17 protein-coding genes and 2 tRNA genes are annotated in these 14,092 nt (G+C 45.7%); 12 read left to right on the top strand and 7 right to left on the bottom strand.

Annotation, left to right across the window (positions count from 1 at the left end; translation table 11 throughout):
- Nucleotides 1-146: 146 nt before the first annotated feature.
- The 5 genes from ACO1NU_RS01370 to ACO1NU_RS01350 all read left to right on the top strand — a co-directional run bounded on the left by ACO1NU_RS01370 (nucleotide 147) and on the right by ACO1NU_RS01350 (nucleotide 2,507).
- Entirely contained in the window at nucleotides 147-848 is a 702-nt protein-coding gene (locus tag ACO1NU_RS01370) for an HAD family hydrolase (RefSeq protein WP_448816649.1), read from the top strand.
- The gene (locus ACO1NU_RS01365; RefSeq protein ID WP_448816648.1) at nucleotides 845-1,429 is read left to right on the top strand and encodes a UbiA family prenyltransferase; all 585 of its coding nucleotides are present in this window, start codon (nucleotides 845-847) and stop codon (nucleotides 1,427-1,429) included. Before ACO1NU_RS01370 ends, ACO1NU_RS01365 begins: the two co-directional genes overlap by 4 nt.
- Before the next feature lie 57 nt (nucleotides 1,430-1,486).
- Nucleotides 1,487-1,876, top strand: coding sequence for a hypothetical protein (locus tag ACO1NU_RS01360; RefSeq protein ID WP_448816647.1), 390 nt, complete (start codon nucleotides 1,487-1,489; stop codon nucleotides 1,874-1,876).
- Nucleotides 1,877-1,986: 110 nt separating this feature from the next.
- A complete protein-coding gene (locus ACO1NU_RS01355; RefSeq protein ID WP_448816646.1) occupies nucleotides 1,987-2,256 on the top strand; it encodes a hypothetical protein in 270 nt (89 codons plus the stop codon).
- Nucleotides 2,256-2,507: a hypothetical protein gene (locus ACO1NU_RS01350; protein ID WP_448816645.1), complete on the top strand. Its 252-nt coding sequence runs from the start codon at nucleotides 2,256-2,258 to the stop codon at nucleotides 2,505-2,507. The genes ACO1NU_RS01355 and ACO1NU_RS01350 overlap by 1 nt, the downstream gene beginning before the upstream one ends.
- Before the next feature lie 25 nt (nucleotides 2,508-2,532).
- Here ACO1NU_RS01350 and ACO1NU_RS01345 read toward each other — a convergent pair whose 3' ends face one another.
- Entirely contained in the window at nucleotides 2,533-2,955 is a 423-nt protein-coding gene (locus ACO1NU_RS01345; protein ID WP_448816733.1) for an SRPBCC family protein, read from the bottom strand.
- A gap of 194 nt (nucleotides 2,956-3,149) precedes the next feature.
- On the opposite strand from ACO1NU_RS01345, the gene ACO1NU_RS01340 reads away from it, so the two are divergent.
- The 4 genes from ACO1NU_RS01340 to ACO1NU_RS01325 are packed head-to-tail and all read left to right on the top strand — an operon-like array spanning nucleotide 3,150 to nucleotide 5,096.
- Nucleotides 3,150-3,602 carry a DUF2382 domain-containing protein gene (locus ACO1NU_RS01340; RefSeq protein WP_448816644.1) on the top strand — a complete coding sequence of 151 codons (453 nt, stop codon included), beginning with the start codon at nucleotides 3,150-3,152 and terminating at the stop codon, nucleotides 3,600-3,602.
- A 31-nt stretch (nucleotides 3,603-3,633) separates the two neighbouring features.
- Nucleotides 3,634-4,143 carry a hypothetical protein gene (locus tag ACO1NU_RS01335; protein WP_448816643.1) on the top strand — a complete coding sequence of 170 codons (510 nt, stop codon included), beginning with the start codon at nucleotides 3,634-3,636 and terminating at the stop codon, nucleotides 4,141-4,143.
- A 1-nt stretch (nucleotide 4,144) separates the two neighbouring features.
- Entirely contained in the window at nucleotides 4,145-4,306 is a 162-nt protein-coding gene (locus tag ACO1NU_RS01330) for a hypothetical protein (RefSeq protein ID WP_448816642.1), read from the top strand.
- A 19-nt stretch (nucleotides 4,307-4,325) separates the two neighbouring features.
- Nucleotides 4,326-5,096, top strand: coding sequence for a PRC-barrel domain-containing protein (locus ACO1NU_RS01325; protein WP_448816641.1), 771 nt, complete (start codon nucleotides 4,326-4,328; stop codon nucleotides 5,094-5,096).
- A gap of 9 nt (nucleotides 5,097-5,105) precedes the next feature.
- Here the strand turns inward: ACO1NU_RS01325 and ACO1NU_RS01320 are convergent, their stop codons facing one another.
- Both ACO1NU_RS01320 and ACO1NU_RS01315 read right to left on the bottom strand, forming a co-directional pair.
- A complete protein-coding gene (locus ACO1NU_RS01320; RefSeq protein ID WP_448816640.1) occupies nucleotides 5,106-5,702 on the bottom strand; it encodes a DUF502 domain-containing protein in 597 nt (198 codons plus the stop codon).
- 55 nt (nucleotides 5,703-5,757) lie between these two features.
- Nucleotides 5,758-8,226 carry a bifunctional UDP-N-acetylmuramoyl-tripeptide:D-alanyl-D-alanine ligase/alanine racemase gene (locus ACO1NU_RS01315; protein WP_448816639.1) on the bottom strand — a complete coding sequence of 823 codons (2,469 nt, stop codon included), beginning with the start codon at nucleotides 8,224-8,226 and terminating at the stop codon, nucleotides 5,758-5,760.
- 63 nt (nucleotides 8,227-8,289) lie between these two features.
- Between ACO1NU_RS01315 and ACO1NU_RS01310 the strand changes: the two genes are divergently transcribed.
- From ACO1NU_RS01310 to ACO1NU_RS01300, 3 genes are all read left to right on the top strand, one after another.
- On the top strand, nucleotides 8,290-8,778 hold the full coding sequence (locus ACO1NU_RS01310) for a regulatory protein RecX (protein ID WP_448816638.1): 489 nt from the start codon (nucleotides 8,290-8,292) through the stop codon (nucleotides 8,776-8,778).
- A 98-nt stretch (nucleotides 8,779-8,876) separates the two neighbouring features.
- Nucleotides 8,877-8,949: transfer RNA gene (locus tag ACO1NU_RS01305), tRNA-Gly, on the top strand.
- 55 nt (nucleotides 8,950-9,004) lie between these two features.
- Nucleotides 9,005-9,090, top strand: a tRNA-Leu gene (locus ACO1NU_RS01300).
- Nucleotides 9,091-9,123: 33 nt separating this feature from the next.
- On the opposite strand, the gene ACO1NU_RS01295 is transcribed toward ACO1NU_RS01300, so the two are convergent.
- The 4 genes from ACO1NU_RS01295 to ACO1NU_RS01280 all read right to left on the bottom strand — a co-directional run bounded on the left by ACO1NU_RS01295 (nucleotide 9,124) and on the right by ACO1NU_RS01280 (nucleotide 14,089).
- A complete protein-coding gene (locus ACO1NU_RS01295; protein ID WP_448816637.1) occupies nucleotides 9,124-10,314 on the bottom strand; it encodes a PepSY-associated TM helix domain-containing protein in 1,191 nt (396 codons plus the stop codon).
- A gap of 35 nt (nucleotides 10,315-10,349) precedes the next feature.
- Complete coding sequence (locus ACO1NU_RS01290; protein ID WP_448816636.1) at nucleotides 10,350-12,809, bottom strand: TonB-dependent receptor domain-containing protein; 2,460 nt, start codon at nucleotides 12,807-12,809, stop codon at nucleotides 10,350-10,352.
- 179 nt (nucleotides 12,810-12,988) lie between these two features.
- Nucleotides 12,989-13,282, bottom strand: coding sequence for a GlcG/HbpS family heme-binding protein (locus ACO1NU_RS01285; RefSeq protein WP_448816635.1), 294 nt, complete (start codon nucleotides 13,280-13,282; stop codon nucleotides 12,989-12,991).
- A 156-nt stretch (nucleotides 13,283-13,438) separates the two neighbouring features.
- The gene (locus ACO1NU_RS01280) at nucleotides 13,439-14,089 is read right to left on the bottom strand and encodes a hypothetical protein (RefSeq protein WP_448816634.1); all 651 of its coding nucleotides are present in this window, start codon (nucleotides 14,087-14,089) and stop codon (nucleotides 13,439-13,441) included.
- Nucleotides 14,090-14,092 lie beyond the last annotated feature (3 nt).

Raw genomic sequence — 14,092 nt, 5'->3', positions numbered from 1 at the left:
AGATTTTTGGGCTATTGTTAAAGATGCCTATTTAATTGATCTCTTTGTTACACACCTTTATACAAAATCCATTACCTCGCGGTAACAATCCTTGCAGAGCGAATTCAGGACCTCCCCTAATGCCTAAATTGTAAAGAGGATTCTAAATGAAAGGTATGGTCAGATGGGACAAAGTGAAGGTCGTTATTCTGGATGTAGATGGGACGCTGTATTTGCAGTCTAAGCTTAGGAGGAAGGTGTTTTTGGGCTTGTTGAAGTACTACGCTCTACGTCCCTGGAAGATCGATGATTTGAAAGTACTCGTGTACTTCAGGAAGGAAAGGGAGCGAAATGCAGGCTATGCCGGTAGTGGATTGGAGCTCGCACAGTATATCTGGTGTGCAGAAAGAGTGAACTATCCGGTGAGTATGATCAAACCTGTGATAGAACGTTGGATATTCGATTTCCCAAATCAGTTTTTGGCGGAATGCGTCTTTCCCGGAATCCACGATTTTTTCGCAGCCCTGCGGGAGAATGATATCCGGATTGCCATCTACTCCGACTATAAAGCCGAGGAAAAGCTGAAGGCAATGGGCTTACAGGTTGACATGGCAGTCGCCTCGACCGATGCTGAGGTAGACCGGCTGAAGCCTGATCCCTGTGGACTGCTGCACATTGCAGACAAGATGAATGTAAGCGGGGACGAGTGCTTGTTCATTGGTGACCGTATGGAGCTGGATGGTGAATGTGCTATACGTGCCGGGATGCCCTATTTAATTATCCAAAAAAGACACCTGAAAACCTTCGACTTCTTCAAGAATCTGACCACACAACTTTCTGATCTCAAAACGAATAATATCAAATTATGAAAACAAGCCATACTCCTGTTTCTACTCTGGTGGAAGATGGTGTATCCTTAAAGGCGGCAGGGCTGCATGAGTACGTAACGATCGCGAGGCCGGACCATTGGTTTAAGAACATCTTCATGCTTCCGGGCATGCTGTTCGCTTATCTGGTCTACCAGACGCCTATCGATGCGGGTTTCTTCCTGAAAGCACTGAGTGGGATTGCATGCACTTGTCTGATTGCCTCGGCTAACTATGTCATCAATGAGTATCTCGATGTTCAGTTCGATCGCTTTCATCCGGTGAAGAAATTCAGGAGTGGCGTACAGACGGTGCTTAATCCGTACTATGTGTTTATGCAATGGCTTTTTCTTGCCGTGTCTGGGCTCGTCCTGGCCTCCTATATCAACTTGCCGTTCGTGCTTCTTGAAGCATTTCTCCTCTTCATGGGGGTGATGTATAACGTTAAACCGTTCCGCACTAAGGACAGGGTGTATCTGGACGTGCTCTCAGAATCTGTTAATAATCCCATCCGACTTGCCCTCGGTTGGTTCATCTTTGTGCCTGCTGAGCTGCTGCCAAAGGATATCTACGACTTTAGCTGAGTTATTATTCCACCGTCGAGCATTGTTCTCGCGTATTGGATGGGCGGGGCATTTCTGATGGCAACAAAGCGCTGTGCAGAGTACCGGTTTATCAATAATCCGGAACAGGCAGGACTTTACCGCAGATCTTTCAGGTTCTACACGGAAAATAGTCTCTTGATTTCGATGTTCTTTTATGCCCTCGTGTCGGCCTTTTTTCTGGGGATCTTCCTGATTAAATACAGGATTGAGCTCCTCCTGAGCTTTCCATTTTTTGCCGTATTGTTCTCCTGGTATTTACACATTGGCTTAAGAAAAGACTCGGTGGTGCAAGGTCCCGAAAAGCTGCACCGCGAGAGGAAGTATATGGGTTTCGTGGTAGTGTTTGTTTGTGTGCTGATGGCACTACTGTATATTGATATACCGCAACTGAACTGGTTTCTGAAACAGTCATTTCGGTATGATTAGAACCGACTGATCATACTGGTGCGGGTTTGCCACGTACTTTCCGTTTAAAACAGGTGTTTTTGCCGCGAACTCCTTTTCGTCAGGTTTGTTATATCCCAAACGATAAAGCAATGGCTGATATAACAGAAAGCATACAGAATGAGGACCAGCCAGGTTCTGTTCCTCAGGAAGAATTGAAAAGACGCGAAAATACAGGAGAAGATATCCTGTCGGGTGCTAACCAGACTGACCAATTGGATCGTCTGCATCCGGATGAAAAGAAAAATCGCGAAGAGGTGGGGAGTCCACCGGTGGAGCATGTCGATAACGGCAGTCCGGAAGACAGCTTACGGAATCAGGAGAGTGATGACGAGAATGACGGATCTTTAAATGCATCGTGATGGAACTGGGTGAGCCGATTATGAAGATCCTGAATAAGGTGTATGAACCGGACGCGATGGTGGAGCAAACCTATAAGCGCTACGATCTGGCGTTCAAGACAGATGAGGAGGGCAGGCCTGTTTTGCTATTCATGGGCAAAAAAGATGCGAATGGGAATGTAAAGGGCGAGCGGTTTGCAAGACGGCTTAAGCATGATCAGAGTGGCCAGGTGATCAAGGATCACTGGGAGCACAAGGGAAAAGCTACCTGATTTTCTACCTTAGATTACAAATGCATCAGGTGTCGGAGTGTGATGCTTCCGAGAGTTCTTTGACCTTGTTCAGAGCCTTGGGCCACATGGTATTCATCTCCTCAACGAATTCATCAGTGACGTCGAGCTCTATCAGTAACTTCGTTTTGCCGCCTGTCTGTTGCAGGGTGTAGTTCTCCATCGCGCCTGCCCATGAATCGATGGTATTATCGTCGTGTTGTTCTCCTTCTTTCAGAGAAGATAAATGGCGGATAGACAGGTATTCGTAGGGTCTGTTAATGACGATCTCTGACACCATTCCCTGACCGGATCCATCGTGAAAAATGGCTTTGCTGCCTTGCTGCCAGTCGGTCGTTACCTGGGAAGAAGGGGAGAATGGCGATGTCCACTGCGGGTAGGTGTCGGTACCAAGAAGCACATTCCATACTTTTTTAGGGGACGCATCAATGGTGATTTAGTATTCCTGTTTTTTCATGATTTCTAATTAGTTAGGTGCTTGTATATTAAAGTTCGGATGTTTTTTTTACTTATGCAATGGGTTAATAGAAAGCCTGCCTCTTTTGTGCAGGCTTATTTTTTTTACCGAAAATCTACACATTTTCAGGTCTTTACTGTTATTGACAAATAATTAACATAGATAATATGGCAGACAAGAGAGATATACTAGAAGAGAATAATTATTTAGATGTTGATCTGGCAGAGGATCGTTCCCTTGTCGTCCCTGAAGTCAATAGCAATTTCGAAACAGGGAGGGAATACGTAGAAACCGGCAGTGTGCTGGTGTCGAAAAGGGTCTTTGAAGAAAAGGCACTCAAGAACGTGCCCGTGATTGAAGAGGAAGTTTCAGTAGAAAGAAGAGAATTGAATGAATATGTAGACGTTGCACCTCCAGCAGTCAGACAAGAGGGCGACGTGACCATAGTCTCAGTGGTAAAGGAAGTGCTCGTTGTAGAGAAGCGTCTGATGCTTGTGGAAGAACTGCATATCACCAAAAATAAAAAGGAAACCGTCGTTCCCGTTAAAGAGACCCTCAAAAGGGAAGTTGTATCCGTTAGCCAGAGCAATCTGGGGACGGATGTTGAGCCCCTATGGTAAAAACCTTATTGTCTATCTTAAAAACATCACTATGTCACACACCGTTATTGGAATATTTACGAGCTCTAGCCGTGCTCAGGATGCCGTTGAATATCTCGCGGCGAACGGCTTTGGCCGGGAGAATATAGATATCAGAACCTCACAGGGTGCCGCGACAGACCTTGCTGTTGAAGCAGATCGTCAGGTGGAAGACCCGATAGGGGACTTCTTCAGAGGTCTTTTTGGTCACAGTGTAAGCGAAGCCTCCCGCTATACAGAGGCGGGGCGGAACGGCACGGTTGTGACGGTCCATGCTGAAGGAAGAGATGAAGCAGATGCTGCCGCGCGCATCCTGGATAACTACGGTGCTGCGGACCTGGATGAACGTGCAGATCTGAGCACGGCAGTACAGGATGATTCCCGACTCCGTAGCCGCGTAATTGACCGGAGACTGGAAGAGGGAATGAGGCTCCGCCAGGAGGCTCCGGGTACTACAGCCAGGGAGGTTGACCGGTCAGCATCGAAGACCGACGTGGATGCATTTAATAAAGGCGCGTTATAACATGGCTGATTTAGATGTTCAACCGAAAAGAAGAGGAGGCTGGTGGCCACGGATACTGCTTGCATTGGTCGTGATGCTCGTCCTGTTCTTCTTTCTGAGAAGTTGCAATCAATATCAGACATTCATGAACGGAGGCCCTGACCGGACTAATGTGAAGGATTAACGTACTCAAACGTAAGACGATGGCACAGGAAGATATTCGATCATCAGACAGATTGCTGGAGCATTTGAATGGGAGTAAATATGAAATTGTGCCATCGCAGCCCAAGGTTAACGGATGGTGGGTGACAGATGCCGCGGGAGAGAAGATTGGCCATGTCGATGACCTGATCTTTTCGCCGGAAAGCATGAAGGTACGATACCTGCTGGTGAACATGGCGGACAACGACTTCGGCATAAAGACCAAGAGTGTGCTTGTCCCCCTGGATGCAGTTGATCTAAAAGAGTCTGAGATGCTGATTGTGGTTCCGCCGGTAAATGAGGAAACTCTCCAATCGCTCCCCTCATACCGGAAAGAATTGCTTAATAGTGGGGCGGGAGAGGAGGCAGACAAAGCGTTTGCTAAAATGCCTGATAACGGTAAACACAGCGAAATGCTGAACGATAGCCCCCGGCATGGGGCTCCAGCTAATACTTTGGAGACCTTTCGCAACGGGCAGATGGAGATTAAGATCTACAAGGAAGTGCCCGTCGAAATCAACAGAAAAGATAAGTTTATGAAAGAAAAAGAACCATTTGAGATCTATATAGAAGGTGAAATGCTGACCATTATACCACAGGACGAGACGTACATGGTCTTCAAGGGTATGTCTAAGTTAGGCGATATTATGCCTCATCAGGATGACTCCGGACTTGTTTGGGTTACAGGAGACCTGATTCCACTGGATTATCTGGCCGAGATAGGAAAACAGATCGAACAGTCGGATGCCTGGAATCAGATCAGAACGGAATAAGGTGGAAGTCTAATCCCCTCCGCTGACACCGCCCGATACAATAAACTTCATGGCTTCACTGGCACTCATGTTGAGTGGTTCCACATTTTCGGCCTTTACAATAGCCAGCTGACCAGCAAAGGAGTAAGAAAACGGAAAGTACACAGCTACATTGCCATGGAGCTTTAGTTTGGACAGGTCTTTCCTTGTGACAAAACCGACTTGTTTCAGGCCATGGTTGTTGATCTCTACGATAACAGGCTCGTTGAATTTCTTTTCATCACCAACAAACGCTTCGGTCAGGTCCTTTACGGAAGAATACAGGATGTTGAATAATGGAAGTCGCTTGAACCAACGGTTGAACCACAACTTGATGGGTTCGGTGATGAGATTGGTTACGATGATCCCTGCGAGAAGAATAATGACGACAACGGTCAGTATTCCCAATCCAGGGACGTAAATCGGTTCACCCGTTTTGGCATCTACCCAGATCGCACCGCTAAGATTCAATAGCTTGTCGAGGGTTGCGATGATCCAGAACACCAGAAATATCGCCACACCGATAGGGACGACTACAAGGATCCCTTTAATGAAGTAGTTGATTAAGGCTTTAAAGAGTGTATTCATTTTATGTATGACGTAAGAGGCCGGGTGTAAATTACAGTTTATAGAAATATATACGTTATTCGTAGAAATAGATGCGTTTGACCCGCTGAGATATGCCGGTTAGCACTTCGTAGGGGATGGTTTCCAGCTGTCTTGCTATATGACTCACGGTGTGCTCGCCATCAAAGACGATCACCTCGTCTCCCTCTTCCACATCGACGCCGGAGACATCAAGCATGCACATGTCCATACAGATGCTTCCTATCGTGGGAACAAGGTGCCCATTGATCAGCATATGTCCCACTCCATTGCCGAGCTTTCTGTCATAGCCGTCGGCATAACCGATCTTTACGGTTGCTACTTTGCCATCATGGAGCATCACTCCACGGCGATTGTAGCCAACAGTATCGCCCTTGCGCAATTCTTTGATCTGAGATACGCAGGTTACCAGGCGCGCCACAGTATGCAGGGGCGACTTCATGGAGGATACCGAACTGTCAATTCCATATAAACCTATGCCCAGGCGAACCATGCCGAACTGAGCTTCAGGAAGCCTGCTGATGGCAGAAGTATTAGCAATATGTTTGATGATTGAATAACCAAGCGCAGACTCGAGCCGGGTGGTCATCTCAGAAAACAACTTGATTTGCTGACGTGTGAAATGATCAGAATCAGGGTCTTCACTGCTGGTAAGATGAGAGAAAGCACTTTTTACGGCTATGCCAGGTTCCCCGGAAATGAGTGCCAGCAGCGGTTCAAGCTCATCGGGAATAAAACCCAGGCGGTGCATGCCCGTATCGAGTTTGATATGTACGGGATATCCGGTGCGGCCGGAGGATGAAAGCGCGTCCAGAAAGTTTCGAAGAACTCTTAAGCTATATAATTCAGGCTCCAGATTGTTGTCGATCATGGTTTCAAAGCCGTCCACGTCGGGATTCATGACCATGATAGGCAGCGTAATGCCCGCTTGTCGCAGTGAAACCCCTTCATCAGCGTAAGCAACCGTCAGGTAGTCAACTCCATTAAACTGGAGGATATTGGCAATCTCGTAGCTGCCACTGCCATAGGAAAAGGCCTTAACCATGGCCATGAGTTTTACTCCCGGTTTCAGTTTCGCCTTATAGTGATTCAGATTAGCCTCCAGAGCGCTGAGATTGATCTCGAGAACAGTTTCATGAACTTTCTGGGTGAGAGCCTTGCTGATATGTTCGAACTCGAAACGGCGGGCACCTTTCAGCAGAATAGCTTCGTTATTCAGCCGCAGCTGCGGCATATCTGACAGGAACGAAGCAGTGCTTTCATAAAACTGCTGTTCCAGCGAAAAGAGACCGGAGAAGGAGGAGATTTCCGGACCAATGCCAATGAGTCTGTCAACGTCCTTGCTGCGCAAGAGATCAGCTACCTGGCGGTATAATGTTTCCGAAGAAATACCCGATTCAGGAATATCAGAAAGGATCAAAGTCTTTTTAGGATGCTGTTTCTGCTGATTCAAAAAGTCGAGCGCGATGCTGAGCGAAGAAAGATCAAGGCTGTAGGAATCGTCAATGACGGAGCAGTTGTTTATTCCTTTTTTGAGCTCCATCCGCATGTTCACGGTATGAAGTTTTTCCAACCATTGCGTAACGTCAGAGGGCTTATAATGGAGGGCCAGCAGGACGGACCAGCAGCAAACCACGTTTTCCAAAGAAGCCGCGTCTCTGAAGGGGAGCTGGCAGGACATGGTTTGTCCCTGAAAAGATGCAGTCAGGGTAGTACCGCCACTTGGACTATCCTCCTGATGAGTAATGCAAAGGTCAGCTGGCTGGTTGAATGCCCAGCTGAATTGTTTCCTGCCGGGAAGGCTGATGTTCTCATCAGGTATGTATCTGGGAGAGTAAACGAAGAGGTCGACCTGGCTGAAGAGCTTTAGCTTTTCTTCAAGCTTTTCAGCTTTACTGCCGAAACCTTCATTGTGCGCGTCACCCAGATTGGTCAGCACACCAATAGTAGGCTGAATCACATTGGCCAGGGCAGCCATTTCTCCGCGCAGGGATATCCCTGCTTCGAAGATGCCGAGCTCCTGCTCCGCAGTCATGTTCCATACGGACAGTGGCACCCCAATCTGTGAATTGTAGCTTTTAGGGCTACGTACGATTTTTTTGTTGTGCCGAAGCAGCTGGTAAAGCCATTCTTTCACAATGGTCTTACCATTGCTTCCGGTGATGGCGATTACCGGATAGTTGAACTGTTTCCGGTGGGCTGCCGCCAAGCTTTGTAATGCCTGCACAGGATGGTCTACGAAAAGGAAGTTGGCCCCGGGCCATGCGTCTGTATCCTTGTAGTCTGTTCTGACCACAAAGTTTCGTACCCCTGAGTCGTACGCTTGCTTTATATATGTCTCGCCGCTCCTGCGGCCCTTGAGTGCAAAGAAAAGGGTGAATTTCTCGTCGGCCAGCTTTCTGCTGTCAAAGGCAAGGGTGCGGATAACTGCGTTAGGATCGGGCGTAACCCCTTCGGCCTGGATGATTTCTTGGATATGTTGAACCGAATATTCAGGATGATACATTTCGGTGCTAATTTCCGCAATTTTTGCGATTTGAATGATAATTTTACGAATTATAAAAAGCGAATGGATTTCGACAAACCGGTAAAAAAAATCCTTGATAAGAAGACTGCGCTTGCGAAGGCGGAGCATTATTGTGCGTACCAGGAAAGGTCGCAGCAGGAGGTCCGCAATAAGCTGTATGATTACGGGCTGAGGAGTGATGAGGTGGAGGAGTTGATCTCGGAGCTTATTCAGAATAACTTTTTGAATGAAGAACGGTTTGCCCGCAGTTACGCTCTCGGGAAATTCAGGATGAAGCAATGGGGGAGGATCAAGATCAGAATGGGGTTGAAAGCAAAAAAGGTATCAGATAAGCTGATTGTAAAAGCGCTCAATGAGATCGATGATGAAGATTATCTGGAGACGCTGAGGGTTATTTTAGCCAAAAAAGCCGGGCAGATTCATGAAGGCGATGCCTTCAGAAGAAAAAATAAGCTGATTCAGTATGGTTTGATGAGGGGGTATGAAAATGACTTAATTTTTGATGTGCTGAAAGTCAATGAATTACTATAAAGTTTAAAAAAAAATGACTTTTAGGCTTGACAGAAGCGTTTTTCTCTCTATATTTGCATCATCAAAACGGAACAACGTTGCGATAAACACCAAATAATGCGAAAGTAGCTCAGTTGGTAGAGCACGACCTTGCCAAGGTCGGGGTCGCGAGTTCGAATCTCGTCTTTCGCTCTAAATCCCTTCTCCCTACCGAGAAGGGATTTAAGTTTAAAAAGGTTTCTAACCTGCTGAAGTGGTGGAACTGGTAGACACGCAGGACTTAAAATCCTGTTCGCCTTAAAGCGAGTGCGGGTTCGATTCCCGCCTTCAGTACGAATAAAAAGAAAAGCCTTGTAGGTGTTTATCCTACAAGGCTTTTCTTTTTCCGCATTTTCTACGCTTCTCCCACCATATTAAGCATCCTGTAACGGGTAAGCTGGCACACACGAGACTTGCCAGGAAAGCAAACACCTGTGACCATAAGCCATATATCCCTCCCGTATGGATAAAATAATTTGAATTCCGCCACTTCATGGCCAGCGACTTCTTTTCATGCGGCAACGAGTCAAATAAGCGGCCATCCCGACCATCAAAATAAAAGTAGCTGGCTCCTTTCCAGCCATCTTTATTGTTCGTAGTGTGTACGAATCCCATAACTTGCTTATTGCTTTCGCTCGGAAAATTAAGAACCATACGCTCCCAATCGCCGTTGACCTCTTTCCTAAGCTTTGCAAATATCAAATCACACTTGTTCAGCGATGTATCAGCGGAAGAATAAACAAGGGCTGGAAGTTCCCTTCTGAACAGCTTTTTATCATTACCACCAAGCAACTGATATATGCCATTTTCCCACCAGTTAAATGACCACACCAAGCCTGTCACTGCAATTAGCAAGGCGAATGGAAGAACATAAAACCCGACGCTGTTATGCAGATCGTAGTTAATCCGCTTCCAACGGGCATTCCACTTTATTTTGATGCTCCTCTTAAGCTGCTTGTAATTTTTCGGCCACCATAATACAATCCCGCTAAGTAACATGAATATAAAGATCAGCGTGCTGACTCCTACAATAAACCTTCCAACAGGTCTGGTCAACAGTAGCTGCCTGTGTACCTGCTCAACGATGTGGAAAAATTCATATTTAACATCTACTACCCCCAGAACCTTACCTGTATACTGATTTACAAACACGCGGTCTATATAGTCAACTTGACTGAAGTAAAAAAAGCCCCACTCTTCCGGCTCACGGTCACCAGAGGCTTCAAAAATGAAGCTTCTGTCCGGTTTGTTAGATACGATGAGATTGTTGATAGGCCTGTGTTCTCCCAGCTGTTCCTGAGCAGCCGCCAAAAGAACAGAAACGGGCCTTTGCGGTCCAGTTTCTGCTACTTGAGTGATTTCGGAATGGATAGTATCGAAAATCTCCTCTTCAAAGACGAATATGCAGCCCGTTAACGATACGATGAAAATCACCAGGCCGGTAACGAGGCCTACCCAAAGATGGAGCCAGCCCACTATCTTTCTAAATCCCGACTTTGCAGGCTTGCTCTTTCGCATCACCTGACTTTTTGTATGCAAATGACTATTCACTGTTAAAAAGAGTATCCTAAAGAGAAAAGGTAACTTTCCGGATTACCAGGGAAAATACGGAAATAGTCATACCCCCCAACCCAGTGTTTCTTATTTCCAATATTGCTGGCGTTTAGCTGTAACTGCATTTTTCCAACGTTATAATATACCGCCGCGTTCAGCAAGGTGAACCCTGGAATGGTCAGCTGTTCTTCAGGAGCTAGGGAACTGTCATAATTCAAGTTCCGCTTATCGACAAAATTGAAGCCGGCCCCAATGCCGAGACCTCTCAAAGGCCCTTTGGCAATGCTATACCTGGACCATATATTGGCAGTGTTTTTTGGAGCGTTTGGTTTTTGTAAGCCTTTTTCACCAGGATCACTGCTCTCCACTATTTTAGCTTCATTATAGGAGTAGGAAGCCATAATGCTGAGGTTGGGCAACAACCGGCCCGTCACGTCCAATTCTATCCCCCTGGACTTTTCATCACCAATTTGTCTGAGTGCGTTACTTCCTGTAATCGTATATAATGCCCCTGTTTGTTGTATCTCATAAATCGACGCAGAAAACGTAAGCTGATCACGGAACCAGGAAGTTTTCGTTCCAAACTCGATCATATTGCTCTTTAGCGGATCAAAAGGCCCTCCCGCTTCGGGGTTGGCTATAGTAGAGGCAGTTTGTGGGTTATAGCCTTCTACATAACTTCCATAAAGATTAATGTTCGGAGTGAGGCTATATACGAGTCCCAGTCTGGGAAGCCACGCTTCAGAATGTGTTTCCTCCTCAATGGCCAGTTTATAATTGGCAAAATCAGTATAATACTCATACCTGATACCTATCAAAGCCTGAAGTTTGCCTATGGTAAGCTGATCCTGAAGATAGACAGCATTCAGGTAATAAAAAGTAGGTGCCACCTCACCTTTTGTAAACACAGATTTACTGTCATCAATCATCTTCTGTGAACCTAAAGGATCTGACAGGTTAAAATGAGGGACATTCGGAATAGGAGCTCCGTTTCTATCCCGTGCATATTTGAGACTGTCTTTAGCTACATACCTGTTGATGACTGTGTCCCTTGTTTTGTTCAAGTATCCTCCAGCACTCATCTGCGAACTTCCTACAGGTAGTTTTTCGCTGCCATAATCATAACCTGCTACAATATTATGTTTTACGACTCCTGTCTTCGGCTTGTAGTTAAAGTATCCGGATAAATTGTCAATATATCGTTTTCGCTTTCTCGAAATGATCATCATTCCCGCCATATTATTCAAAGCTGCACCGTTTTTATCGACTCCATAGGTACCCGATGTACGATGCTCATATAGATCTTCTTCGTAGCCGGTCTTGATATAGGCAGCATTTACACTGAAATTGTCAGTAATTCTATGATTAATAGACACAGTTACATTATACGTAAGTTCGTTCATGTAATCATTTGCCGTATTGAGCGATAAGGATTGCTGTGTAGAATTTAAATCTGAGCTGCCGAACAGGGTTTGTCCCCGGTCCAGCCTGCTTTTCGAGTCATTGTAAACCAAGTCGAAATTAACACTTGTTCTATCCGTGGGTAAGAAAGTGAGTGACGGTGCAATAACAATGTTCTTATCAAACATGAGATCGCGAAATGACCCCGCATTCTCATATCCCAGGTTAAGACGATAGAGCAGCGAACTGTCTTTACTTGCCGGCCCCGTAAAGTCAGCTAACGCTCGAAAGGTATTGAAACTTCCCAATGAAAAGTTTACAGACCTGCGGGTTTCGTCCAATGGCTTTTTTGTTACACGGTTTACTACTCCACCCGGGCTAGCGTTCCCGAAAAGTGCCGAAGAAGGTCCTTTAAGCACTTCCACACGCTCCAGGTAGTTTGCGAGGGGCTGTTTCCAAAACCCGGTGCTCGTTCTTAATCCATTGATCAATTGGGTATTAGTTTGACCGTTTACTCTGAATCCTCTTATAGTAAGGTCATCATAAAAACTCGCCTGGGTTACACCACTCAAATTCCTCACAATATCTCCCACTCGTGTCAATCCCCGGTCAGCTATAAATTCTTTGCTGGCATAGGAAACAGACTGCGGAATATCTTTCAGATCAGTCTCCGCTTTTCCAATAAAAGACCTTGTGGTTTTATAACTCTGCTCTTTTCGGCCAACGATTTCTACTTGCTGGAGAGAAGATGTAGCCGCCTGCATACGTATATGAAGCTCACTAAGATCACTGCTATTGATAGTCTTGGTGACTTTATTGAAGCCCACGAATGAATAAACAAATTTGTAAGTACCGGGCTTTAATTTCAAAATATACATGCCTTCCTTGTCGGCTGTAGTACTGTAGTTTGTGGCTTCGACAACAATGGCCGCTCCGGGTAAGGCCTGGCCATCCAAATCTTTCACTGAGCCATGTAGGGTAATTTCCTGTTGTGCAAGGGCTATTCCGGACGTCAGGAAACAAAAAAGGAAAATAATAAGAGTATGGGGTTTAAGCATATTATTTAGAATGATTTTAAATTAAGGCAATAATACGAGTATTTTACTCCTTTTTAAGCCTTATTAAGAATTATTTTAAATAACAATATTTCTATCGCCGGAAGGGGACAGGGCAACTTACTAAAATCTATGCCTAACGGTCATTAGTCCAAGATTCCGCTTGGTCCTTTTTCAGCGCTCTACCCCCCGGGAAATATAATAAGCCCGCCTTTGGAATGTTTAATTACGAATAGGGGGCCTCCTGGTTGAGATAACTTTCCAATCTCCCCAGAATTCATATTAACGAACCGGGCGGTTTTAGCTTTCCTGATCGAATGTCCACTGAGCCCAACCAAGTACTGTCCGTTCTGTAAAATGAAACGAGCTAGCTTCTTATCGACAATAGCGATATTCATGGGGACGCCGATCTGTCTTGCTTTAGCTTTTGCAGCATTAGAGAGTTGTTCTGCTTTTTCGAGGTTGATGCCGCTCACTATTATTGGTTTAATAGGGTGTCAGCATACAACACCGTGGAGGTAGACTGGTTTTGTTTGGCTTGTTTGTTGAGATCTGTAGCAGCAGTTTCCTGTAAGTACAAAAGAGAAATGCCTTGAGTTTACAAGGCATTTCTCTTTTGGTGCAGCAGAAAATTATTCAGCTTCTATATGTAGATCGAATGTTTGATCCATATCTGTGTCGCCGACGAGTGAGTACTTGTCATAATTGTAAACACCTGCGGGAACTTTGTACTTATCGAGGCCATGACTTAGGATAACCTGGATGTCTGCCTGGCCCGCACCCAGTGTGGTGAATTTACCTTTGAGGCCAATAGGAAGATTATTCTGGTCTTTGTCTTCGTACACGTAAGTGAAGATGTTGGACACCGGCTTTCCGGCTTCGTCTTTTGCGAAGAAAAAGAACTGATGCTCGTCGGCAGCTTTGATAAACTCGTTATTGATCATCTGCCCCGCTCTGTACATCTCAATCTGTAAACGATACGTGGAATTAGCATCAAGATGAATGTGTGCATGAGCGTGATCGTGTTCGTCTTCTGCTGAAACTGTCGCGCTGCTTGCATGAGCATGGTCGTGATCATGATCGTGGGACAGTCCATCGAAATCTACCGTCACCTTGGTTTGTGTTTCATTGCCATTTGCATCCAGTTTGGTGAATGTGAGCAATGCCCGGTCTGGTTCTTCCTGCTCTACTTCTGGCTGAGGGGTGTCTTTACTGCAGGAGCTGATGAATAAAGCTGACAGGATGATGAATGTGAAGGCGAGTATGTTGTTTTTTGTTGTCATGAT

The organism is Arcticibacter sp., from assembly GCF_053551015.1.
This window is presented reverse-complemented; position numbering and strand designations above follow the sequence as displayed.

Excerpts from the sequence above, each read along its gene's own strand:
- ACO1NU_RS01370 (WP_448816649.1), top strand. The coding sequence starts at position 147 with ATGAAAGGTATGGTCAGATGGGACAAAGTGAAGGTCGTTATTCTGGAT.
- ACO1NU_RS01365 (WP_448816648.1), top strand. The coding sequence starts at position 845 with ATGAAAACAAGCCATACTCCTGTTTCTACTCTGGTGGAAGATGGTGTA.
- ACO1NU_RS01360 (WP_448816647.1), top strand. The coding sequence starts at position 1,487 with ATGGCAACAAAGCGCTGTGCAGAGTACCGGTTTATCAATAATCCGGAA.
- ACO1NU_RS01355 (WP_448816646.1), top strand. The coding sequence starts at position 1,987 with ATGGCTGATATAACAGAAAGCATACAGAATGAGGACCAGCCAGGTTCT.
- ACO1NU_RS01350 (WP_448816645.1), top strand. The coding sequence starts at position 2,256 with ATGGAACTGGGTGAGCCGATTATGAAGATCCTGAATAAGGTGTATGAA.
- ACO1NU_RS01340 (WP_448816644.1), top strand. The coding sequence starts at position 3,150 with ATGGCAGACAAGAGAGATATACTAGAAGAGAATAATTATTTAGATGTT.
- ACO1NU_RS01335 (WP_448816643.1), top strand. The coding sequence starts at position 3,634 with ATGTCACACACCGTTATTGGAATATTTACGAGCTCTAGCCGTGCTCAG.
- ACO1NU_RS01330 (WP_448816642.1), top strand. The coding sequence starts at position 4,145 with ATGGCTGATTTAGATGTTCAACCGAAAAGAAGAGGAGGCTGGTGGCCA.
- ACO1NU_RS01325 (WP_448816641.1), top strand. The coding sequence starts at position 4,326 with ATGGCACAGGAAGATATTCGATCATCAGACAGATTGCTGGAGCATTTG.
- ACO1NU_RS01320 (WP_448816640.1), bottom strand. The coding sequence starts at position 5,702 with ATGAATACACTCTTTAAAGCCTTAATCAACTACTTCATTAAAGGGATC.
- ACO1NU_RS01315 (WP_448816639.1), bottom strand. The coding sequence starts at position 8,226 with ATGTATCATCCTGAATATTCGGTTCAACATATCCAAGAAATCATCCAG.
- ACO1NU_RS01310 (WP_448816638.1), top strand. The coding sequence starts at position 8,290 with ATGGATTTCGACAAACCGGTAAAAAAAATCCTTGATAAGAAGACTGCG.
- ACO1NU_RS01295 (WP_448816637.1), bottom strand. The coding sequence starts at position 10,314 with ATGCGAAAGAGCAAGCCTGCAAAGTCGGGATTTAGAAAGATAGTGGGC.
- ACO1NU_RS01290 (WP_448816636.1), bottom strand. The coding sequence starts at position 12,809 with ATGCTTAAACCCCATACTCTTATTATTTTCCTTTTTTGTTTCCTGACG.
- ACO1NU_RS01280 (WP_448816634.1), bottom strand. The coding sequence starts at position 14,089 with ATGACAACAAAAAACAACATACTCGCCTTCACATTCATCATCCTGTCA.